Source organism: Arthrobacter sp. NPDC080031 (genome assembly GCF_040702485.1).
GTDB lineage: Bacteria > Actinomycetota > Actinomycetes > Actinomycetales > Micrococcaceae > Arthrobacter.
The window spans coordinates 162,364-183,462 of sequence record NZ_JBFBLA010000001.1 but is presented as its reverse complement, the minus strand read 5'-3'; the positions used below and the strand labels follow the sequence as shown (position 1 = coordinate 183,462).

The following is a 21,099-nucleotide window of genomic DNA, read 5'->3' as shown; positions in this document are numbered from 1 at the left end:
TCCATCCGATAATTACGTCGCGTCACTTGGAGAACTAAATGAGCATCGGTGCCGTAGAGACCTCACCGATGACCGCCGGACTGACACGGGACGAGGCTAGGGGACGTCGATTGACTCCCAGAACCTCTCGAGAATCGACGCTGCCTGGGTCGGGTCTTCCAACATCCACCAGTGATGGCGTCCGGGCAGATCCACCGTGATCGCGCGCGCGATCCCGGCAGCACGGTGACGACCGCTCATCGTTCCAAGGTCGTGGTCCTCAGTGGCGTGAATGGACAGGCCGGGCCGAGCGCCTGCGTTGGAGAGGCCTTCTCGCATTTCGATGAGCGCTTCCGGGCCGGCGGAGCCGTAGAGGGCGAGGAGGCTGCGCCCCATTTCCGGGCCCATAGCCTGAGCGATTTTCGCTGCCGTCGCCTCGGGAATCCCGAATGGCAGGAGGCGTCGTGTACGGTCTTCGAGGGTACCGCCCATCAATTCGTCAACGGCTTTTGGGCCCTCAACGGGGTCCCTCCAGAGTTGGGCAAGGTTGTGCCAGGCAAAGTCGTCAGCCAACGTTCCGAGTGTATCACTTGCCCAACTCTTCAGGAGGTCGGGCCGGATCATCGCCACATTCATGACGTGACCCCCGCCCCAATCATGACCGAACAGATGGACGGGCTCCGCGATCTGCTCCAGTTCATGGATGAGCCATTCTCGGTAGTCGACCCACGTACCGCCGAAGCTAGCTGGCACAGGAGCGCCGAATCCTGGAGGTGAGAGCGGGACGATTTCGCGGGTAGACAAATGTTCCCGCATCGGTTCCCAGATGGCGGGGGTTTCCAAGTTTCCGTGCACCATTACAACAGTCATAACGCGACGTTAGAGCAGCGAACTGCCGCCTGGCTATCCTCGAGTTGGATTTTCCTACTATTTTCCGCCAAATCTGTGGAATCAACAGGAAAGCCCTCGCTAGAACCCCGGATTTTTGTGGCTGACATGGGGGTGTGCTGTGAGATGCGACAGTATCGTTGTTTACAGGTTCGGCGACGGCGCCTCGTATTTGGACGTCCGGTGTTCCGAGCCGAAGAACGGAGAGATTTCATGACCACGTTTGTCGCCGATAGCGCCCCGAACGAGACCGTCCAGGGGACGTCCGCGAACTTTACTTATCGTCGTTTCGGGCCGCGAGGCGGGGTCCCGTTGGTGCTGCTTCACCGTTTCCGGGGAACGATCGACTGGTGGGACCCGGAGTTCCTCGAGTACCTGGCAAAGGACCACGATGTGATTCTGTTCGACAACATCGGCGTCGGGTACTCGTCAGGTGAGCCGCTGACGACGGTGGAGGACTATGCGGACGGAGCGGCGGAGTTCATTGGGATGCTTAAGCTCGAGCAGGTGGACTTACTGGGCTGGTCGCTGGGCGGGGTGATCTCTCAGCTGGTCGTCTTCCGCCACCCGAACCTGGTGCGTCGCCTGATCGTCGCCGGCAGCCAGCCACCCGGCTCAGTGCCCGAGGTACGGGCCACGAACCCGCCCGAAGTCGAGGCCATCATGGTGAAGGACGAAGCCAGCGACGAAGATCTGAAGTTCCTCTTCTACCCGCGCACCAAGGAGGGCGTCGCAGCCGGTGATCGGCATCTGCGTAACATCAATACCCGCGGCGTGCCGAAGTTGGCGTCATCCGAGACGGCTGCAGGACAGTTCCAGGCGATCGGGGCGCTGTTCAGCCAGCCTTTCGAGCCCGTCCTGGAGCAGCTGTCCAAAATCACCCAGCCGGTGCTGTACGCCAACGGTGTGCACGATGTGATGATCGATTCCCGGGCATCCGTGGTCGCAGTGGAGAACCTTCCGAACGCCACACTGCTGCTGTACAGCGACGCTGGTCACGCGTTCTTGTTCCAGCATGACGCCGAGTTCGCCGAGCAGGTCCGCCTGTTCCTGGCGGCATGAGCCACGCCGGCGGGCCTTGCCCGGCCGAATCGGACGGGAGGACTGACGGATGCGGGTCACTGGTATAGAGGTATTCCCGGTTGCTAACCCAACTCCGCATGTCGGCGGTCCGGTGTGGTTGTTCGTGCGTCTGGACACGGATGCAGGGGTGTCAGGATATGGGGAGATGTTCACCGTGCAGACGTATCTGCGACCGGACACGCTCGTGCGGGTAGTTGAACAGTTCGCGGAGGACTTCTTCCTCGGAGAAGACCCCACGCGTCTGGAGTACCTTTATCACAAGTGCTACAACAGCGCGGTCAGCCACAATGGGGAGTTGACGAAGGCAGCGATCTACGCCGGACTGGAGATGGCGTGCTGGGACATCATGGGAAAGGCCGCCAAGCTGTCACTGCCGGAGCTTTTGGGGGGCCGGTTCCGAGAGAAGGTCCGCACCTACAGTTACATCAGCGCGCCTGCGGACAAGCAGCACCTCGGGTTCGAATTCTGGCAGGACTCCGACGCGGTCGCCGAGCGTGCCGCAGAGCTCGTCGATCAGGGCTTCACCGCCCTGAAACTGGACCCGTTCCCGCTGCTGTTCGGCAGTGACACCCACGACGGGCAGCCGTTGCCCGTGCACTGGTCGCAGGAGACCCTGGATCACGCCGTAGCGACGGTGGAGCGCATCCGCGTCCGGGTCGGCCAGGTCGGGGTGATCATCGGCACGCACGGGCAGATGACCGCCGGTGGTGCGATCGAGGTCGCGAAACGGCTGGAGCCGTTCCGGCCGATGTGGCTCGAAGAGCCTGTCCCCCCGGAGTTGACCAGCGAGATGGCGAAGGTCGCGAAGGCGACGTCAATCCCGATCACGTCTGGGGAGCGGCTGCTGTCCAAGTGGGATTTCGCCCGGTTGATTCGGGATGAAGCGGTCAGCATCGTCAACCCGGACCTGAGCCAGGTGGGCCTGTTGGAGGGGAGGAAGATCGCGGCGATCGCGGAAGCGAACTACATCAAGATCGCTCCGCACGTGTACGGCGGCCCCCTAGTGTGTGCCGCATCGGTGCAGTTCGGGGCGACAGTGCCTAACCTGCTCATCACAGAGGGCATGGGCCGGTTCACCGGCCCGCACGCCGACCTACTGGACGAGCCGATCCAATGGTGCGACGGGTACGCGCACCCGTCCACTAGACCCGGGCTAGGCTACAACCTCAATGAGGACCTCGCCCGCGCTTGGGCGCCTACACCGGACACCCGACTATGGGGCAACCTGGACGCGCCCCCCCAGCAACCCGGTCACAACCAACCATAGCTGACGCAAGGCGTGGGCCCGGCTATGGACCGACCGCCCCGTTGGGCCACAGAACCAAGGGGGCGGCCCTGGCCGGGCGCCATCGCGATCATAGGAACACCCACGAACCAAGCAGGAAGATAAACAACAGTGCGTATCGCAAATCTGAAGGGCCGCGCGCAGATCGTGGCCGACGGGCAGGTGTTCGATCTAGAAGGCGCCAGCGGCGGGCAGTTCGGACCCGACCTGCAAGCGGTGTACGGGGCCTGGGGTGAAGTGCGCAGTTGGGCAGCATCCGCCCAACTCGACGGCGGACTTCCACTAGAAACGACGAGATTGGACAACCCGGTACCGTCGCCCCGACAGGTGATCGCGGTGGGTTTGAACTACCGAGAGCACGCCGAAGAGACCGGCCTCGCCGCCCCGAAGGACCTGCCGCCGATCTTCACGAAGTTCGTCAGCTCCCTGACGGGGCCAGAAGGGGTCGTGGAGCTGCCGCCGAATGGACACACCGACTGGGAGATCGAACTCGGCGTCGTGATCGGGAAGCCCGCACACCAAATTCACCAACATGACGCATGGCTGCATGTGGCAGGTCTGACCGCTGTACAGGACCTCTCAGAGCGCATCCTGCAGCACATTGGCCCCGCCCCCCAGTTCAGCCTCGGCAAGTCCTACCCAAACTTCACACCGGTCGGCCCCATGGTCGTCAGCATTGACGAGTTCGACGACCCGGACGACCTCGGCCTCAGCTGTGCAATTAACGATGAGACGGTGCAGAATTCCCGCACCAGTGATCTGATTTTTCCCGTCCCCGCGTTGATCTCCCGGCTCTCCGCCGTGCTCACCCTGTATCCCGGCGACCTGATCCTCACCGGCACCCCTGCCGGCGTCGGGATGGGTCGAAAGCCGCAACGGTGGTTGCAACCCGGAGACGTGCTGACCAGCCGCATCGAGAACATCGGCGCGCTCACCCAACGCTTCACCGCCGCGACGTCCTAACAGGCCCAGCGGCCATCCCCACTTCCCTCGACAATGAAAGGCCGACAATGAAGATTCGAGGCGCGATCCTGGATACCATCGGAGCTCCCGCCCCGTTCGGCACCTCACGACCCCTCCGGGTGGCCCAACTCGAGCTCGACGCACCCGGTCCGCACGAGGTCTTGGTCGCCCTGGACGCTGCCGGGGTCTGTCATTCCGACCTGTCTGTCGTGGACGGCAACCGATCGAGGCCCGTCCCCATGCTGCTCGGCCATGAGGCCGCCGGCCGGGTCGTCTTCACCGGCGAGGAGGTCACGGACCTGGCCCCGGGAGCGCAGGTGGTGATGACATTCCTCCCCCGCTGCGGCCAATGCGCCGGATGCGCAACCGACGGGAAGGCCCCCTGCCTGCGAGGCTCCGCTGCGAACGAGGCGGGTCAGCTGCTCGACGGCGGGCGACGCCTGCACGAGAACGGCGACCGCGTCGCCCACCATCTGGGAGTGTCTGCGTTCGCGACCCACGCTGTGGTGGACCGTCGCTCCATCGTCCCCGTCGACGACGACATCCCGTCACACGTCGCGGCGTTGCTGGGCTGCGCTGTCCTCACCGGTGGCGGCGCGGTCCTCAACGCCGCCCGCCCTACCCCCGGAAGCAGCATCGCGATCGTCGGCCTCGGCGGGGTTGGTCTTGCCGCCGCGCTCGTCGCCCTCGCTCACCCCGACGTGCACGTCATCGGCATCGACCCACTCCCCTCCAAACTCGCCGCCGCCACCGCCCTAGGTGTACACGAAACCCTCACCCCCGACCAAGCTGATCAGCGTAGCCTCCGCGTGACCTGCACGATCGAGGCCGCCGGCCGCGCGTCCGTGTTCGCATCCGCCTACCGGTGGACCGCTCCCGGTGGCACAACCGCCACCGTCGGGCTGCCCCGCGCAGACGACACCATACCCTTCGCCCCGCTCAGCCTGGTCGCTGAGGGCCGCACCGTTGTCGGCAGCTACCTCGGCTCCGCCATCCCGGCTCGCGACATCCCCATTTTCGCGCAGATGTGGCGCGAAGGCCGCCTCCCTGTGGAGAAGCTCGTCAGCTCCGTGATCAACCTCGATCAGATCAACGAGGCCATGGACCACCTCGCCGACGGATCGCAGCTGCGGCAGATCATCAGCCTCACAGACACAGTCCCGGCCTGACCCCCGGCGCGAAACGCGTGGTGTCGCTGCTCAACTGTCCTTCGCGTCGGCAAGCAGAGCAATCGCGAGCAGTGATTGGCAGAGGCCTGCGAACGTGCGCGGATCCCACCCAGTCAATTCGTACCACCGGTCCAGCCGGTAAGCCACACTATTGGCGTGCAGATGCAGGAGCTGCGCGGTCTTCGCCATTGAGAACCCCGTCGTCATGAACGCCTCCAGGGTCTCCACCAGATGAGGGTTCTGCTCCACCGTGGTGCGCTGCACCGCCACAATCGGCTCCAGCGACGAGCGGGCAGCCACCACGGTCGCCCACAACCAGTCCCGCTCGAAGCTCTGCACCAATGTCCGATCCGTCGCGGTCGCCAGGCTCATCCGCGCCTCTGACAGCGACCGGTGCGCACCCTCCAACCCTCCATGGCCGAGCCCAATGCCCACACGGCGTCCCGGGGTCCACCGTTCGGCGGCGGCCTGGAGTTCTTCTTCGGTGAGGCCTTGGGAGAGCACCGTGGTCTCGTGGGAATCAGCCACGATCGCGCGGGTGCCGAGGGCGCGCGCCAGCTTCTGGGTGGAGTCGTCGTCGATCTGTGCTGGCGCGATACGCATCGCCCGGAAAGATCCGTCCGGATCCGCGCCCAGAACCGCGACGATATCCCGCGCCTCGGCTGCCACCGTCTCCCTTGACAACAACTCCACCAATCGGTGCCGCAGCGAGACATCTTGCGCCTGTCGAACCCGCGCATACGAAGTGTGCGCGGCCGCCATCTCCGATGTGATCACCTCGACCGCGTGCAGCAGCCGGGTTGCGAGCTTAACCAACACCTCGCTGTCCGCTCCCGCAGCCTCGCACAGGAGACGCCACAGTTCTTGGTTGCCGACGTTGTACGCAGCAATCACGGACTCCACCGCGATGCCCTGAGACGACCGCAACCGACCCAGGTCCGCCGCCGCTCGCAGATCGGTCTCACCCGGTTCCCGACCATCGGCCAACAAACGCAGCAGCTGCGTCTGGTTCCGAAACGTTCGCTCGGTATGCTCGTCCACGTCAACGACGGCATATTCGGGTACCTCGGCTCGGATCATCCTGGTCGTGTTTTTCACGGACTCGGCCAGAGCCACTTGGACCGCCGCACAAACCTCCTGCTGCAGCACCAGTTGCTACCTCCCCGCTAGATGTCGTTGCGCCCCACCGAATACACACGGGGCACTCGCTTGTGTCTTGCGACAAGAATAGTCGGCCCGCACAACACTGCCCGCCGGACATGGGACCGTGTGCGGTGGACTGCTCGCGTCCTGAACGCCGAAAAGGGTGCGCCCTCGTACAGAGCAGTCACAAGACCGCACCCTCACCGCAGCTTGATTACTCCCGCGGCAGATGTGATGCTTTGAATGCGAGGGGTGCGCCAGCATCCACCGGGAGCGAGATCCCGGTGACGGGTCGTGCTTCGTCAGAGATAATTCAGAGGACAGCGTTGGTGATGTCCTCTCGAGCCGCGGCACCGAAGAGCGTGCATCTGGTATCCGGCTTCTTCGAGCACTTCGTGGCCGTAGCCGGCACGCCCCGCGAGAAGGCCATACTCGGCCTAGTTGTCGATCACTGGCGTGAGCACGTGGGAAGGGTGTATCGAGCAAGCGGGGGGCGAGCTCGGCTGCAAAAGCCCGCATCAGTTCTACAGTTCCGTGTTTGGAGACGACGTAGGCTCCCGTGCTGGGAATAGCGTTCGGGCCCGCATACGAGCTGGTGATGACGACGGAGCCGCCCCGCCGCCGGGCCGACATTGGGGGGAACAATGTTAACTCCGGCATCGAGCTCACGCTCCCAGCCTTCACGGCAGATTCCAGCGCTGCACCGCCACGCATATCGCGCTCGTAGACGGCGATCGCGCCTCCTTCTGCGCGCACCAGGCGCGAGGTCTCCTTCAACCCAGTTGCAGCACCGGCCATTACCCCGGCACCTTCCCGTGCCAGTCACAATGCATGGCCGCGACCCTGTCCCTGAGCTGCATCCGTGATGAATGCGACCTGTTGATCTAGCTTTCCCATTCATCTCTCTTTGTTCGAAGGGCTGGCGTGCCCGTCCAACCTTTCGGGGTCGTTCGGTGCTGCCGAATGCACAGGAACGGACGACCCGAAGGCGTACTTGTAGCGTCCGAATGCGAGGAAGCACATGGCGCTTGAGGCGACCAGAACGGTCAGCACGATGGCTGGCAGGGTATAGCCGCCCGACGCGGTGTAGAGCTGGCCCACAAGGAAGACGCCGCCGGCACCACCCATCGTCGCGAGGGAGATCACGAGGGAGACGACCTTCGTGTAGACCGCATCGGGGAAGTAGCGACTGGTGATATAGGCCAGCAGGTCGTTCTCCGCGCCGAGCGCAGCACCGACGAGGACCGCGCCGAGGAATGCCAAGGGGAGGTCTGGCATCGCGAACAGGATGCCCGTCCCGATTGCTCCAAGCGCGAAAAGTACTGCAGCGATCCCAGGCGCGTACAGACGGTCCATCAGCGGGCCGACGATGAGATGGACAATGAGGGTCGAGAAAGCGAAGCAGGACAGAAGCGCCGCTGCTTCGCCAGGCGTGAAGCCTCTTGTAGCAGCGATAGGAAACACCTGTGTGGACATGCCCACCGTCGAGCTGGAGACCAAGATGCTGCCGACGACCAACAGCCAGAACTGCCGCGTATGGACGCTCGCCCCGAGACGAGCCTCCGGAGCAACGACGGGATCCTGTCGCGCGCCAGGATGACGGGTCTGCATCGCCGAGCCGGGGGGAAACTTGGTGATAACCGCATAGATGACAGTCGGAACGACGACGAACGCCGTACCTGCAGTCAAAAACATTCCGCGCCAGCCAACGTTGGACTCCAGAGCCTGTGCGACTGGAGGCATGAGGATCTGTCCGAGCGCGTAGCCGACAGCGATCAGCCCGAGCGCCAGCCCGCGCGTCTTCGTGAACCAGGCCGTGACCACAGCCGAGTGCACGACGACCAGATTCGCCCCCGCAGTCGCCCCACTGAACCCGGCGATGAGAAGCCATGACAGCGGGTTGTCATTCACTGTGGACATGAGCATGATGCACGTGCCATATGCGAGAGCGAAAAGAGCGCCGGGAATCCGGGGGCCGAAGCGGGCGACGAGCCACCCCACCAGCAACGCGCTCAGCCCGGCTAGGAAGATCGACAGCGACGCGCCGTTAGTGAAGTCCGCAAGCGTCCATCCAAGTTCGGTCGTCATCGGAACGGTTGCCACGCCCAGCATCGCGACTAACGTGGCGCCCCCGAACATCAGGGCCACGAGCGCGGAAATAGGGTACTTCCATTTTGCCGGCCCGTCAAGGGCGAAGTGTTCCGTTAATGTGTTCATCATGCGATTGCCACCTCTCTGTAGCGTCGCTCCGAAGAGCCTGGGATTGCGCCTCCGCCCCTAGCCGTGCATTGGCCGTGAGCAGACATTGCATGGCGGACCGGCAGTAACCGGGCACAATTCACGATATCCACGAAGCCGACTTCATCGCGTCGGCAGTTCCACGGGGTTTTAAACAAATAGTCGACGCCATCTTGGGATAACCCCAACCCACTTACATTTTTCGGGCCCCGAGAATCGGGGATTGGTGTGGTGGACCTGGTATGACTTTCTTGGGACCCCTAAGGGGTGCTGTCAGGGGTTCCGGAGACTCTCATTTTATGGCTGATAGCGACAGAGCCAGCCACTTTTCGGAGTTCGGTGCCTCTTTCTAACGTGAGTGCCATCACTGAGTGTCGTGGCTGCAGACGGCGGACGTGAAGTGGCGCGTGTTTAGGCAAGGAGATCGCTGTTTTCTGCGGGTTCTCGATGTCGGCAAATCCAAACATCATCGGACCCGTCAAATGACGCTCCGGCACCTCGATCCGCGGTCGTCCCCGCCGTTCCGGCGACAAACAACTCAAAGCGCTTCAGATCTGCATGGATTGACAGCTGCCACCACCCGGCGTCCGAGGATTACTACGACAAGAAGCGGGCACAAGGAAAGAAACACAACGCCGATGTCATCTGCCTGGCCCGCACTTGCCGCAACGTCATCTACTCCATGCTTAAAACACGGCACCCGCTCTATGGAGAAAAACCGGCACTGGCCGCAAAAGTGACACTTTTATGCGAGTATTCCGCAGGGCGGTCCAGTTACTCGCCTCTCTCACGTTGTCCGTGATTTTCACAAGAAAGACGCGCTCAGCCGAGTGAAATTCGGGCAATCAGCTGGTGATATCACTAGTCCTTTTCTTCTAGCGTAGACAGTGTTCCCGTAAATTGAACGAAGCGCCGGGACCTCGAAGAGGAGGGTTGATTTGGCTGGCAGTGACGGTGCTCCTAATGGAAAACCACTGACGGATCCTCGCCGGTAGGTATTTCTAGCCGACATCGGTGCCATGTTGCGCCGGCCAGAGACGGTGACACTGAAAGGGCGAACCGGACGCCGAACACGGCTGCTCTCCGGACTGACTGACGCTCTATAAGGAAAAGGGACAGAACATGACTAATACCGCTGTCGTCACGGGGGCGATGAGTGGCCTCGGCCAAGCGATAGCCACCCGCCTCAAGAAGGACGGGCTGCGCGTCATTCGGGTAGATATTCAGGGCGGGGCGGACATCACTCTCGACATCACCGACGAGCATGCTGTCTTGAATGCGCTCGGACCACTCGAAGGCGTGGGTGTCCTCGTCAACTCCGCGGGAGTCGTCGGCCCAGATGTTCCTCTGATTGATACTGAGCTCGAGCAGTGGCGGCGTACTTTCGACGTGAACGTGTTCGGTGCAGTCACGGCCATTCGCGCCTTGGCACCAGGGATGGTCGAGCGCGGGTGGGGACGAATCGTGAACATTTCCAGCATCGCGGGAAAAGAAGGCAATCCCAACCTCGCCGCGTACTCAGCATCCAAGGGGGCGTTGATCGCACTAACCAAATCCGTCGGGAAGGAACTCGCGAAAACCGGCGTTCTAGTAAATGCCGTTGCCCCCGCTGTAATCGCGACCCCTATGAATGCGGCGACCGCGCCCGACATCCTCGACCACATCACCCGTCTGATCCCGATGAACCGGATCGGCACACCCGAAGAAGTCGCCAGACTCGTAGCCTGGCTGGCGTCCGAGCAAGTCTCCTTCTCCACCGGAGCCGTCTACGACATCAGCGGCGGCCGAGCCACCTATTAAGGGCCACATACGCCGCACCATCGCAGTCCATCCCGAACACTCTCTCACCGCCCTGAAAACAAAGGAGTTCTCTCATGTCCAATACCGACATCACTCGAGTCGCCCTCGTCACTGGTGCAGGCCAGGGAATCGGCCGCGCGATCGCGCTGAAGCTAGCGGAGGACGGCTACAACGTCGCTGTCAACGACATCGCTCAATCCGAAGAGAACGTGGAAGACGTCGTGCGAGAAATCCAGGAGCGCGGCAAGCGCGCCATTCCTGTCCTCGCAGACGTCTCTGACGCAGCCCAGATCCGGGCGGCGGTGAGCGACGCAGCCGAACAGTTGGGCCGACTCGACGTCGCCGTCGCCAATGCCGGCATCGCCCGTTTGGAAGACTTCCTCGAATTGGAACCAGAGTCCTGGGACCAGAGCTTCGCGATCAACACCAGGGGCGTGTTCTTAACCTGGCAGGCGGCCGCACGCCAGATCATCGCCGAAGGCCACGGCGGCAAACTGATCGGTGCCGCTTCGCAGGGCGCTTACCGTCCCGCTGCGGAACTGCCAGCGTACTCGGCAAGTAAATGGGCGGTACGCGGCCTCACCCAGGTGGCTGCAATGGCACTGGCCTCCCACAAGATCACGGTGAACTCGTACGCGCCCGGCCTGGTCAACACTCCGCTGTGGGATTCCAACCGGGACCTTTTTGAGGCGTCCGCCGCGGGCATTCCTCTTGGTCGGCCACAGGAGCCGAGCGATGTGGCCGACCTCGTGTCCTTCTTCGCGTCCCCGCTGTCCGACTACATGACCGGGCAGACCGTCCTGATGGACGGCGGGATGGTCTTCTCCTAGTCCGCGCGGCCACCCGGTTCGTCGTTTGCCGGCAGGGACGATGCCCGCCGCCAGAGGATCAACAGTGTCTGCGAGCATGTCCGCTGCGTCGTGTGGCTGCTCTACGCGGCGGGCAAAGTATGCGAGTTGCGCAGGGGCGTGCACTCTGGTGGCTTTCTCGACTCGCGCTGGGCGGTTCTCGGTACCCACTTCGAGGAGATCTACGGGGCCGAGGTCTCCAAAGACACCATCAGCCGCATCACGGAAAAGGTTCTGGCGAACTGGCGGAGTGGTCGGCCCGGCCGTTGGATCCGGTCTATCGGTGCTCTTCGTGGACGCGATCGTCGTCAAGGTCCGTGACGGGCAGGTGCGGAACGCCCCACTCTATGTCATCATGGGCATCACCACCAGCGGAGAGCGGGAGATTTTGGGGATCTGGGCCGGCGACGGCGGCGAGGGCGCGCGGTTCTGACTTCAGGTGCTCTCCGAGCCAAAGAACCCGCGGCGTGGAAGACGTGTTCATCGCTGTCTGCGATGGGCTCGAGGGGCTGCCCGAGGCGATCACGACCACGTGGAGCGGACGGTGGTGCAACAAGTGCTTCCGGGGGCGTCCGAGGCGGGTGGGGATCACCAAAGGGGGATATGGATATGGACCATGTGTTGCCGGACAGCAGGCACCCATGGGTCCGCGACCTTGACGTCGGGTCGATATCGGCTCCGGGGCATGTACGTTCCCGGATCGCCGTCCACATCAATGGGGACCGCCGCAGCGGTCTGGATGCCCACGGGATGTCCGTCATCACGTCTTCGGGTACTCGAAGGACCACGACGTCCGACTAACCCTCCGTGGGATCGTAACGGTTCAAAACGTGCCGACCGCGTTCGTCGTTTTGCCTCACCCAGACAGCGGGCCGCCTTCAACAAGGCGCCGCGCCGTCGACTTGGAGGCTGCAGATCCGGATCCTGACTTAGCCGCTAGCACAGGCGCTTGGGTTGCAGCCGCGGCGCCAGTCGCGCGGCGAGACCCCGAAGGCATCCCGGAAAGCGCGACTGAAGTGCGCCGCGTCGGAGAAGCCCCAGGCGGCCGCCACGGCACCCACGCATTTTCCGGCGTGCACTGGGTCCCGCAGGTCGCGCCGGGCATAGTCCAGCCGCTGCCTTCTGATTAGGCTGGATACGTTGGTCCCGGAGTCGTTAAAGACGTTGTACAGGTGTCGGGTTGAGATAAAGTGTGCCGCGGCAATACTCGCCGGTGACAGCAGGGGATCGGAGAGGTTGGCCTCGATGAACTCGCGCACGGACACGGCAACCATGGCCTGCGGCTTCATGCGGTCCCGGGGTCAGGTCCATCTCGGCGTGCAGCATGGTGGACACCAGATCCAGGGCGTTCGCTGCTAGTTGTACTCAGTCAGTAGGTTGGTTGCACCTGCTGATGGGTGGTTTGCCTCCGAGGCTGCTGTGGGGCCGGTGATTGTTGTAGAAGTTTAGCCATGGCTGCAGTGCGTCGGTCCGGGCCGGGTTCGAGGTAATAGGCTGCCGGTATGCCCAGCCTTCCTGGAGGGTGCGGTTGAAGCGTTCTGCTTTGCCGTTTTGCCAGGGGTGGCGGGGTTTGATCAGGATGTGTTTGGCCCCCAACGCGGCCATAGCGTCCTGGAAGTCCCGGGACAGCCGGTTGGCGAAAGCATTGTCAGTCATGACCCGCTTCATGGGTGCGCCCTGGGCTGCCATGGCGGCTGCGGCTCTGGTGAGGAACCCGGCGCAGGTCGGGCCTTTCTCATCGGGCGGAACCTCGGCGTAAGCCAAACGGGTGTAGTCATCGACCGCGACGTGGACATAGTCAAAACCGACCCGTTCGTGGCCTGTTGAATGGTTGCGGGCGGATTGCTTTGGGTCGGCCCGCCAGCCGCCGTCGGGGATGCGCCCGAGTTTTTTGACGTCGATGTGGATCATGTCGCCGGGGGCGTCGCGTTCGTAGCGGCGGTCGGTTGCGCGGAAAGCGCGGATCCGTGCCCCTGTCACCGGATCCAGATCCCATGGCCGGGGCATGCCGGCGCGGGCCAGGATCCGAGAGACCATCCGGGCGCTCACCCCAAACCGCAGTCCCAGGGTCGCTGGCCCTCCCCGGTGCTTCACCCGTTCGATCAGGACCTCGGATACGATCCTGGCCGGGGTGGCGTGCGGGCAGGACTTTGGACGGGGACTCCGGTCCTCAAGGCCATCCCAGCCGTGGGCGCGGTACCGGCTGACCCGGCGGTGGGCGCAGGTCCTTGAGATGCCCATTTCCTTGGCCACATGCGCCACGGGACGGCCAGCGAGGACGCCCTCAATGAGGATCCGCCTACCATTCGGAGTCAGGCGGGCATTACGGTGGACCATGACACTCCTATAGACATTTTTCAAGTAATGCCTGATTCGTTGATGCGGAGTGTTTGCACGAGGACAGGGAAGATTTGGGCGCGCGACGTAGCGCTTGAGGCAGCGCATGACTTCTTTCTTGCCGAGGCCTTCGGCCGCTCGTCTGGCGACGTAGTCCTTGGTTGGCCGGTGGTATCTCATCCTGACCAGCACGATGTGGTGAAGGGCCGAATTCGCTTTACGGTCGCCACCCTGGTTTAGACGGTTTCGTTCTGTCTTCCCTGACGAAGCAGGCCGCGGACAAGTTCCGGTCAGGGGCCGCGAACTGGTTTTCGCTTCTCAGTCGCTACGTGTTGTCGCCGGCGGTGATGAGCAGTTGGCTGCCGGTGTCAGGGCCGGAACTGAAGACATTCATGAGGCCGGGTGCGTGGGTTTTCAGGCGACGATTGATTTGAGCAGTGAGGTCCCGGACCTGCTTATCAAGTTCCTGGTAGCGCTTCGCCAGCAGGCGGAGCGCGTAGCGGGTGCATTCCTCTGAGGTGACGGGCTGCCGCTGGGGTCGGGTAGCAGCCAACGTTGCGACGAGTCTCGGTGTTGTCAACGACCGGTATGGTGAGCGCACGTTCTCGGGAGCACTGACGAGCATAGCTTTTATCTGGTTGATGGTTGCCGTTCGGTCCCGTAACGCAGACTCGCGAACCGTGCGCAGGCTTCGGAGGGCTTCGACGAACCCGGTGCGGCCTTTCGATGCAAAGCTCGCTCGGCCGCTCATGACTGCTTCGGCAGCACTGTACGCGTCGAGCTGATCCGTTTTACCGCGCCGCCGGCGTTGATCACGGCTGGGCTGGTAGACCTCAATTATCTCGAATTTTGCTTCTAGAAGTTGTCGAGTGATTTCAGCACCGTAACTGCCGGTGCACTCAACTCCGATGCCAAGAGTGGTGCCCTGGGCGCAGATGAACTCGATAATCTTCCGCTATCCACTGGCGGTCGCCGGAAACTCTTGTTCCGCCAGTGGGCGACCGTGCTCGTCGATAACAGCGACGTGGTGAGTTTCCGCGTGGGTATCTATCCCCACATACACGTTGGGGCCCTTGCGTCTAGCGCACCTCTCCGTTTCAAGAGTGCGCGGCTGGGCGGGTATACCAGTCAGTTCACTATTGGGACGCTTGTCAGACTCTTATCAGGACATGGCAGCCTGCCCGGTCGCGCCTCTGGTGAGGCTCGCCGACCGGCAGGTCATGTCAAGGACAGCTCCCCATCCGTCGAGACGGAGGGCGCGTCAGAAGACCTCTGGGCCAGACCGGCAACCCCGGAAGCACGGAGTGACCACACCCTCCCGTTGCGGTCACTTCAAAGTCAAGAATGGTATCAATCTCAACTGACAGCAGTGGGCTCGTTACACTGAACTCCCAGTAGCGGCGGTCGCCCTTTTCGGTAGGCGACCGCCATGCCTCTGGGGCGGCTGGTGGATCACATTGAAACTGCGTCAGCTTCTGGCGTCATAGACAGTTTGTCCACCAAGTACCGTGAGCACCACAGGCATGTTGGGAATCTCGCGGGGATCGATTTCGACCAAGTCACCTTCAAGGATGCAGAGATCAGCGACTTTCCCTGGCTCCAGGGTGCCTTTCCAGTCCTCAGCGAAGTCCTGCCAGGCCGGGTTCGAGGTATATGTGCGGATAGCCTGCTCAAGTCTGATCGTTTGGTCAGGGCCGCTGACTGCACCACTGGCTTTACTCTCACGCAATAGCATGGTTGAGAGGCCCTGTCGCCATTCCGGGGCTGTAACGGGGGCATCTGAGCTGCTCATTACCTTCACCCCTGAGGCGATAGCTGTCCTGTATGGCCACTCGTAGGCTGCTCGTTCCGGACCAACTACGCCCACCTCAAGATCGGCAATGGTCCACTTTATGATCGGGTTCATGTTGACGCCCACCCCCAAGGTGGCCAGGCGCGCCAGCGCTTCCTCGCTGACGAAGTCTCCATGGATCAGGTAGTGGCGTGGGTCCTCTCGGGGATTTTCGGTCATGGCCGCCTCAAGAGCGTCGATAACAACATCGATAGCGCGGTCACCGGTCACGTGTACGCCAACTTGGTAGCCAGCGTCGTGTCCTGCCTTGATGATGCCGGCGACCTCAGCGACGCGTTCTTCGTCGGTGTTGCCAATGACGCACAATGATCCGCATCCGCCGCCGACGTACTCGTCGTGCATCCATGCTGTCTTTCCGGGCGGAATGCCGTCCGCGAAGACCTTGGTTCCCAGAACGCGGAACATTCTTGGGTCGGAGCTCTCCGGTATTTCCATGGAGCTGAGATTCTCCCGCAATTCTGCATGTGACCCGGACAAACCGGTGGGGAGCGCCAGCGCCGAGACGCGTATTCCCAGTTCAGAGCGTTTAGCAAGATCGGCATACACCTCGAGTCCACCAGTGCCCATGGCACCGCCGGCAGTGGCTTCTCCTCCAGGGCCGAGGCCAGGCTCTGTGTAGCTGGTGATTCCGAGCCGCTGCAGCTGGGTAATCGTCGAGCGTACCGCCTGCTCCCGGCGCGGGTTATCGAGTTTCGGCAGCTTGCTCTGCACAAGTCCTTGGGCACCCTCCTTTAGAACGCCTGTGGGAAGTCCGTCCGGATCCTTTTCGACGATGCCGCCCTCAGGAGACTGAGTGGTTGCGTCGACACCGGCCAGCTTCAGGGCATGTGAATTCACCCAGCTGGTATGACGGGAATAGTCCTGCAAGAAGACAGGGTGTTCCGGAGAGGCATCGTCAATGTCATTCCGGTGAGGTTCCCGACCGCTGTCTTTGCACTCCTCCAGATAACCGGCATCCCAGCCCGTTCCAATGATCCAGGTTCCAGCCGGGGCCTCAGCGGCTGCGGCACGAACCGCTTCCCTGATGTCAGCGAGCGACTGTACCTGCGGGTATGAGAGATCGAGGGAGAAAGGGGGAGTGTCGAGTCCGTAAGCGAAGGCGTGCAGGTGAGAATCATTGATCCCTGGCAGCAGTGTGTGACCCTCAAGGTCGATGACTTCGGTCTCGGGGCCGATTAGCGATGCGACGTCCTGTGCGCCCCCGACTGCAGCGATATTGCCGTCGCGGACGGCGAGGTGAGAACAGATGGTGAAGTCAGCATCGACGGTCAGGACGCGAGCGTTGCTGTAGACGGTGTCGGCGAAGCTGGAATTTTCGGGTGAAGTTGCCATGAGTGCTTCCTAAGATTTGTTTGAGGCCAGAAAGGAGGGCCGGTTCATAGAAGGTCCGCGAATCGGAAACGAATTTCTATGTGTGTAGACAATAACGGTTGAACGCGGGGCAAACAATAGTGTCTATAGCGCTTTTTACTTAGGTTTTCTAACCAGACGGAGGTCCTGTGCGGTGAGTCCCGGCGCCTGCGAGAACAGAACAGGTTATGTCGCTGTGAAGCCTGGGAGCGCCCCGCTGCCCGCCCGTCAACGCCGGAAGGCCGGTCATCGCGGCGAACAGAAGAAAGGCGCAGTGAACACGGCTGCTAGCGCATTCCCAAAAGGGGAACAAGGTGGTCCCTCTCAGTTTCGAGCGACATTCAACACGGATACAACCGTTGCCGGCCATGACTACATCTTGAGTCGATACGGCTCCCTCGTGACGAAGATACAAGCGTCAAGATGTAGGGATTGATCAACGGTGTTCGTCCTTCTTGTGTCGGGAGACGGGGGAATCGCGCAGTCACTGCGTCCTTAATCTGCGGCGTCCAGGCCGAGCATGGTTCGTGGTCGGGGTGTCCACACGGTGCAGTCAGAACGCGAATCCCCATGCCAAATATCTGGCTGGTTACAGGGCGGAGAATGTGTCTCGCTCATGGTGCCGGTATGTCCCGGGCTCCGGGAGCTGCCTTGAGGATGAGGGCCTCACCTTGCCCGCCGCCGCCGCAAAGTGCGACGACGCCGGTCCCGCCTCCGTTGCGTTTCAGGGCGAGTGCCTGGTGCAGGACGATGCCGAGGGCCGGACGCGCCTACTGGAGCCGTTGATCTCGATCAGGTCCAGGTCCTCGACGCGGAGACCCTCCCGTTTGAGGGCTGCTGCGATTGCCCGCGAGGTTGAGAATGCAGTGACGCGTCGGGGCCGGCTGTTTGACCGTGGGAGCCGATCTCAGCGATCCATGTCAAGGCGGCAGCTTCTGCCGCCGCCTTGCTGGCGATCACGATGGCGGCAGCACCGTCAGAGAGGGGTGAGGCAGAGCCTGCGGTGATTGTGGCATCGTTCCGGCGAAAGTGTCTTCTTTCGTCCCTTGTAGGCTCCGCGCTGCTTGGCCAGGGCAATGCCTTCCCGCTGGCGTTCCCGGATTAGGGAGCGTTCGAATTCAGCGAAGGCACCCATGACCGAGAGCATGAAGTTGGCCATGGGGGAGTCCTCGCCGGTGAAGACAAGGCTTTCCTTGACGAATTCGACGCGCACGCCTTTGCGGGTGAGGCTTTGGACGAGAGCTAGGAGGTCATCGAGGTTCCGGGCGAGCCGGTCCATGCTGTGTGCAACTACGGTGTCGCCATCGCGGGCGAAGCGCAGCAATTCGGCGAGCTGGGGTCTGGCGGTGTCGTTGCCGGAGGCTTTGTCTGTAAACACCGGTCAAGAATTTGGCCTTCGAGTTGGCGTTTCTCGTTCTGGTCCAGCGTGCTCACCCGCACGTACCCGATCCGCTGACCAGCCATTTAGCCTCCCAACCCTCAACATGTCAGGTTGAGTTTCGGGGCACACTCAGTACGGCGTCAATAGGTCGACGGGAATGTTGCCCTGAGGGACACGCCAGCGGAACGAGTTCAGGGCCTCGTGGGCGACCAGCAGCAGGTCATCGCGGTTGCTGAGCTGGATTGAATCTTCGCCGTACAACTCGATAGCTACGGCGACGGCCGCCTCTGCGGTCCGGATTTCCAGCGCCCGGCAGAGCACTGCAATATCGGGTATGTCCCGGTCCCTGCCCGCTGCGAGCTTCATGGCGAGTAGGAACCTTGGGGACGCGAAACGCAGCATGAGGTTGTCAGCGATCGCCATCTCCGCTGCCTCTGGGTCCTCGCCGTCGGGTACGTAGGCGCGGGCCGCGTTGTTCAGCCACCGAGGATCCAAGCCGAGTTCGGCAGCCATTTGGGTGGCGATCTCCTGCACCGTCTGCTCCGGCTTGTACACCGCGTCGATGTCGGTTGTGGAGCGTCGGGAGTCGAACTCCACAGCGATGGCAGCGCCGACGACAAGATAGATATCAGCTGCGGCGCCCATTGCTTGGAGCAGACGGGAGAGCTCGATCAGAAGCTCCCGTATGTCATCCGATCCAAGGGACGCCCGTCGGGCCGGTCTCATGCTGCGGCCAGGTTGGCCGGATCAAACGCGATGTTTGCTTCGGCGAATTCAACCGGGGGTCCGTTCCGCCATGCGCAGCTTCCATGCAGGGGAAACGTGCTTGCGGGGGGTGGCATACCATTTTGACTCCAGCGGCGGCGTGGTCGTCCAATCCGGCTCCTGCAGCCCGTATTGGTGGCACTTAAACGCGAAGGTCCTGGCCAGCAGGGTATCCCAGCGCTTGCGACCGGTGGACGGGGGCCGGGCACGAAGGAAGCGCCGGCGCCCGGACGGATTCAGATCGTCAAAGTGACTGGCCGCCATTGAAAAGTACCCGCATGGCGAAGTCCGGATCGCCGTTGCGCAGCTCCCGCCTCATCTGTCGGGCTGCCGATTCAGCAGTCCAGTAGAGTTTCGGCTCTAAGGGCGTACCCGTGATGCTAAGTCCAGCGCCAAGTTGTGCAAGGACCTGGAGGGCAGTGCTGATGGAGACATTTCTGCCCTGCTCAAGATCGATGATGGTGGACCGGCTGACTCCGATATTGCGGGCAAGGGTCTCCTGGACAGACCCGCATGGAGGCGGTGCCGTTTCACCTGCTCCCCAAGCACCCGAGCGTCCTGAATCGCCTTCATCTGTTACACCTCCTGTCGATTATATCCATCATAGTGTGGAAGCTCTGGGAGGATGTGGGAGGGCGGACGGAACCGAAGAAGGGTTCTGTCGCTGCTGTTCTATGAACGGAGTCTTTGAATGGACCGTTCGGTAGCGTCTGCGCTGTCTTGAAGGGCCTGCGGCATGAGGTGCCCGTATACCTGTTCCGTTGTTCGGACAGATGCATGACCCATCCGACGTGAAATCGCGACGAAAGACATACCGCCATCCTGGATAAGCCATGACGCATGAGTGTGTCTAAGGTCGTGAATGCGCGACGTCTTAGCCAATCCGCGGGCTTGGGCTGCTCGGATGGCCGGCACCCAGTGATGTTGCCAGAATGGTTTGTGAGAGATCCGCCCACCGTCGGTCGTCGTGAAGAGGAGATCGTTGCCCGACCGGCTTGCCGCGATGGGAATCAGCAACTCCACGAGGGCCGGGTTGACCCCGATTGTTCGTTTGCCGGCCGCGGTCTTGGTTGGCCCGACGTAATAACGGGAATGCCCGTCGCGCTTCCATGCCTTGTTCACCCGCGCGGTGGCCGGTCGGGAACGCAGATCGATGTCGGCGACTCTGAGGGCGGTTGCTTCGCCGAATCTCGTTCTCGTCATGACCAGGAACTGAATGAACGTTCTGTAGCGCTCATCAATGCCCTCAAGGAGGAGACTGAACTCTTCGTGGGTGAGGAACATGGCATCGTCGTCTGCCCGCTCAATTGTCGGCAGCGGGACGCCGCGGCAGGGGTTGCGGGACACGTACCCGACGAGCAAGGCGGTGTTCATCGCCGCCGAGAGCAACCCGTGCACGTTGTGGATGCTTTTGGGTGCGGCACCTTTGGCGGTCAGGTGCTTGAGCCATTGCATGGTGTCGCGGTAACCAAACTCGTCGACCGGGATGGTGCCAATCGTCTCCCGAATGTGCAGGTCGAGTATCCGCTGGTAGGTTCCGATCGCGCCGAGCGAGGGGCGGACGAGCAGGTCGATATGTTCCTGGACTACGTCCGCGACCGTGGGATCATTAGGGTTCCCCGGCCTGGCGTCCGGCAGGGCATGCGCTGGGATCTGGTCGTTGTCGTTGAGGTAGCGCGCGAGGCTGCTGGCTTCCTTCTCCGACCGCAGAGTCACCCGATGCTGTCGACGGGTCCCTGGGTCACGCCAACGCACCGAGAACGCTGTAGTCCCATCCCAACGCGGGCGAGGGACAATGCTGGCCACGACGACAGGCTACGCTCAATGTCACTCGGAGTCAGTCAATGTGGCCCCGATATGATGGCGTATGCTCATCATACGTCCCGGCCCTTAGCGACGACGATATGCCTTCAGGGCAATTTCCGGCCCGGGAGCAACGTGATGCTGCAGACTCAAGTAGCAGGTGTTCCAAAACCCTGCGCCGTCAAGAGATTGAAGAGGGTCTCACTTTCGTCTTG

18 protein-coding genes and 5 pseudogenes are annotated in these 21,099 nt (G+C 62.2%); 8 read left to right on the top strand and 15 right to left on the bottom strand.

Features of this window, described 5'->3' with window-relative positions:
- Positions 1 to 96: 96 nt before the first annotated feature.
- The gene (locus AB0323_RS00830) at positions 97 to 849 is read right to left on the bottom strand and encodes an alpha/beta hydrolase (protein WP_366175710.1); all 753 of its coding nucleotides are present in this window, start codon (positions 847 to 849) and stop codon (positions 97 to 99) included.
- 231 nt (positions 850 to 1,080) lie between these two features.
- Between AB0323_RS00830 and AB0323_RS00825 the strand changes: the two genes are divergently transcribed.
- The 4 genes from AB0323_RS00825 to AB0323_RS00810 all read left to right on the top strand — a co-directional run bounded on the left by AB0323_RS00825 (position 1,081) and on the right by AB0323_RS00810 (position 5,367).
- Positions 1,081 to 1,929 (top strand): alpha/beta hydrolase, encoded by an 849-nt coding sequence (locus tag AB0323_RS00825; RefSeq protein ID WP_366175709.1) that lies wholly within the window; start codon positions 1,081 to 1,083, stop codon positions 1,927 to 1,929.
- Positions 1,930 to 1,978: 49 nt separating this feature from the next.
- A complete protein-coding gene (locus AB0323_RS00820; RefSeq protein WP_366175708.1) occupies positions 1,979 to 3,217 on the top strand; it encodes a mandelate racemase/muconate lactonizing enzyme family protein in 1,239 nt (412 codons plus the stop codon).
- A gap of 129 nt (positions 3,218 to 3,346) precedes the next feature.
- Entirely contained in the window at positions 3,347 to 4,198 is an 852-nt protein-coding gene (locus AB0323_RS00815; protein WP_366175707.1) for a fumarylacetoacetate hydrolase family protein, read from the top strand.
- 47 nt (positions 4,199 to 4,245) lie between these two features.
- The gene (locus tag AB0323_RS00810; RefSeq protein WP_366175706.1) at positions 4,246 to 5,367 is read left to right on the top strand and encodes an alcohol dehydrogenase catalytic domain-containing protein; all 1,122 of its coding nucleotides are present in this window, start codon (positions 4,246 to 4,248) and stop codon (positions 5,365 to 5,367) included.
- A gap of 30 nt (positions 5,368 to 5,397) precedes the next feature.
- On the opposite strand, the gene AB0323_RS00805 is transcribed toward AB0323_RS00810, so the two are convergent.
- From AB0323_RS00805 to AB0323_RS00795, 3 genes are all read right to left on the bottom strand, one after another.
- Positions 5,398 to 6,516, bottom strand: a complete 1,119-nt coding sequence (locus tag AB0323_RS00805) for a helix-turn-helix domain-containing protein (RefSeq protein WP_366175705.1) — start codon at positions 6,514 to 6,516, stop codon at positions 5,398 to 5,400.
- A gap of 6 nt (positions 6,517 to 6,522) precedes the next feature.
- The gene (locus AB0323_RS00800; protein WP_366175864.1) at positions 6,523 to 7,143 is read right to left on the bottom strand and encodes an SDR family oxidoreductase; all 621 of its coding nucleotides are present in this window, start codon (positions 7,141 to 7,143) and stop codon (positions 6,523 to 6,525) included.
- A gap of 264 nt (positions 7,144 to 7,407) precedes the next feature.
- Positions 7,408 to 8,730 (bottom strand): MFS transporter, encoded by a 1,323-nt coding sequence (locus tag AB0323_RS00795; RefSeq protein WP_366175704.1) that lies wholly within the window; start codon positions 8,728 to 8,730, stop codon positions 7,408 to 7,410.
- A gap of 1,140 nt (positions 8,731 to 9,870) precedes the next feature.
- On the opposite strand from AB0323_RS00795, the gene AB0323_RS00790 reads away from it, so the two are divergent.
- The 4 genes and pseudogenes from AB0323_RS00790 to AB0323_RS00775 all read left to right on the top strand — a co-directional run bounded on the left by AB0323_RS00790 (position 9,871) and on the right by AB0323_RS00775 (position 12,197).
- Positions 9,871 to 10,548, top strand: coding sequence for an SDR family NAD(P)-dependent oxidoreductase (locus AB0323_RS00790; RefSeq protein WP_366175703.1), 678 nt, complete (start codon positions 9,871 to 9,873; stop codon positions 10,546 to 10,548).
- A 74-nt stretch (positions 10,549 to 10,622) separates the two neighbouring features.
- Complete coding sequence (locus AB0323_RS00785) at positions 10,623 to 11,378, top strand: SDR family oxidoreductase (protein ID WP_366175702.1); 756 nt, start codon at positions 10,623 to 10,625, stop codon at positions 11,376 to 11,378.
- A 186-nt stretch (positions 11,379 to 11,564) separates the two neighbouring features.
- A pseudogene (locus AB0323_RS00780) lies at positions 11,565 to 11,923 on the top strand (transposase); the annotation flags it as partial.
- A gap of 82 nt (positions 11,924 to 12,005) precedes the next feature.
- Positions 12,006 to 12,197, top strand: coding sequence for a hypothetical protein (locus tag AB0323_RS00775; RefSeq protein WP_366175883.1), 192 nt, complete (start codon positions 12,006 to 12,008; stop codon positions 12,195 to 12,197).
- Positions 12,198 to 12,325: 128 nt separating this feature from the next.
- Here AB0323_RS00775 and AB0323_RS00770 read toward each other — a convergent pair whose 3' ends face one another.
- The 11 genes and pseudogenes from AB0323_RS00770 to AB0323_RS00720 all read right to left on the bottom strand — a co-directional run bounded on the left by AB0323_RS00770 (position 12,326) and on the right by AB0323_RS00720 (position 20,797).
- A complete protein-coding gene (locus AB0323_RS00770) occupies positions 12,326 to 12,685 on the bottom strand; it encodes a helix-turn-helix domain-containing protein (protein WP_366175701.1) in 360 nt (119 codons plus the stop codon).
- Positions 12,686 to 12,761: 76 nt separating this feature from the next.
- On the bottom strand, positions 12,762 to 13,733 hold the full coding sequence (locus tag AB0323_RS00765) for an IS481 family transposase (protein WP_366175700.1): 972 nt from the start codon (positions 13,731 to 13,733) through the stop codon (positions 12,762 to 12,764).
- A gap of 207 nt (positions 13,734 to 13,940) precedes the next feature.
- Positions 13,941 to 14,027, bottom strand: a pseudogene (locus tag AB0323_RS00760) (hypothetical protein); the annotation flags it as partial.
- Positions 14,028 to 14,058: 31 nt separating this feature from the next.
- On the bottom strand, positions 14,059 to 14,286 hold the full coding sequence (locus AB0323_RS00755; protein WP_366175699.1) for a hypothetical protein: 228 nt from the start codon (positions 14,284 to 14,286) through the stop codon (positions 14,059 to 14,061).
- A 123-nt stretch (positions 14,287 to 14,409) separates the two neighbouring features.
- A pseudogene (locus AB0323_RS00750) lies at positions 14,410 to 14,643 on the bottom strand (IS110 family transposase); the annotation flags it as partial.
- Between the two features lie 558 nt (positions 14,644 to 15,201).
- Positions 15,202 to 16,917 carry an amidohydrolase gene (locus AB0323_RS00745; RefSeq protein ID WP_366175698.1) on the bottom strand — a complete coding sequence of 572 codons (1,716 nt, stop codon included), beginning with the start codon at positions 16,915 to 16,917 and terminating at the stop codon, positions 15,202 to 15,204.
- An 810-nt stretch (positions 16,918 to 17,727) separates the two neighbouring features.
- Positions 17,728 to 18,012: a hypothetical protein gene (locus AB0323_RS00740; protein ID WP_366175697.1), complete on the bottom strand. Its 285-nt coding sequence runs from the start codon at positions 18,010 to 18,012 to the stop codon at positions 17,728 to 17,730.
- Positions 17,951 to 18,399, bottom strand: a pseudogene (locus tag AB0323_RS00735) (recombinase family protein); the annotation flags it as partial. The gene AB0323_RS00740 and the pseudogene AB0323_RS00735, both read right to left, overlap by 62 nt.
- A 46-nt stretch (positions 18,400 to 18,445) precedes the next feature.
- Complete coding sequence (locus AB0323_RS00730; protein WP_366175696.1) at positions 18,446 to 19,042, bottom strand: DUF6036 family nucleotidyltransferase; 597 nt, start codon at positions 19,040 to 19,042, stop codon at positions 18,446 to 18,448.
- A gap of 283 nt (positions 19,043 to 19,325) precedes the next feature.
- Positions 19,326 to 19,571 (bottom strand): annotated as a pseudogene (locus tag AB0323_RS00725) (helix-turn-helix transcriptional regulator); the annotation flags it as partial.
- A gap of 182 nt (positions 19,572 to 19,753) precedes the next feature.
- Positions 19,754 to 20,797, bottom strand: a complete 1,044-nt coding sequence (locus AB0323_RS00720) for a site-specific integrase (RefSeq protein WP_366175695.1) — start codon at positions 20,795 to 20,797, stop codon at positions 19,754 to 19,756.
- Positions 20,798 to 21,099 lie beyond the last annotated feature (302 nt).

Bases quoted from the DNA above. Each gene is read 5' to 3' on its own strand.
- AB0323_RS00795 (WP_366175704.1), bottom strand. From the start codon at position 8,730: ATGATGAACACATTAACGGAACACTTCGCCCTTGACGGGCCGGCAAAA.
- AB0323_RS00770 (WP_366175701.1), bottom strand. From the start codon at position 12,685: ATGAAGCCGCAGGCCATGGTTGCCGTGTCCGTGCGCGAGTTCATCGAG.
- AB0323_RS00775 (WP_366175883.1), top strand. From the start codon at position 12,006: ATGGACCATGTGTTGCCGGACAGCAGGCACCCATGGGTCCGCGACCTT.
- AB0323_RS00790 (WP_366175703.1), top strand. From the start codon at position 9,871: ATGACTAATACCGCTGTCGTCACGGGGGCGATGAGTGGCCTCGGCCAA.
- AB0323_RS00830 (WP_366175710.1), bottom strand. From the start codon at position 849: ATGACTGTTGTAATGGTGCACGGAAACTTGGAAACCCCCGCCATCTGG.
- AB0323_RS00765 (WP_366175700.1), bottom strand. From the start codon at position 13,733: ATGGTCCACCGTAATGCCCGCCTGACTCCGAATGGTAGGCGGATCCTC.
- AB0323_RS00785 (WP_366175702.1), top strand. From the start codon at position 10,623: ATGTCCAATACCGACATCACTCGAGTCGCCCTCGTCACTGGTGCAGGC.
- AB0323_RS00820 (WP_366175708.1), top strand. From the start codon at position 1,979: ATGCGGGTCACTGGTATAGAGGTATTCCCGGTTGCTAACCCAACTCCG.
- AB0323_RS00730 (WP_366175696.1), bottom strand. From the start codon at position 19,042: ATGAGACCGGCCCGACGGGCGTCCCTTGGATCGGATGACATACGGGAG.
- AB0323_RS00810 (WP_366175706.1), top strand. From the start codon at position 4,246: ATGAAGATTCGAGGCGCGATCCTGGATACCATCGGAGCTCCCGCCCCG.
- AB0323_RS00800 (WP_366175864.1), bottom strand. From the start codon at position 7,143: ATGTCGGCCCGGCGGCGGGGCGGCTCCGTCGTCATCACCAGCTCGTAT.
- AB0323_RS00745 (WP_366175698.1), bottom strand. From the start codon at position 16,917: ATGGCAACTTCACCCGAAAATTCCAGCTTCGCCGACACCGTCTACAGC.
- AB0323_RS00825 (WP_366175709.1), top strand. From the start codon at position 1,081: ATGACCACGTTTGTCGCCGATAGCGCCCCGAACGAGACCGTCCAGGGG.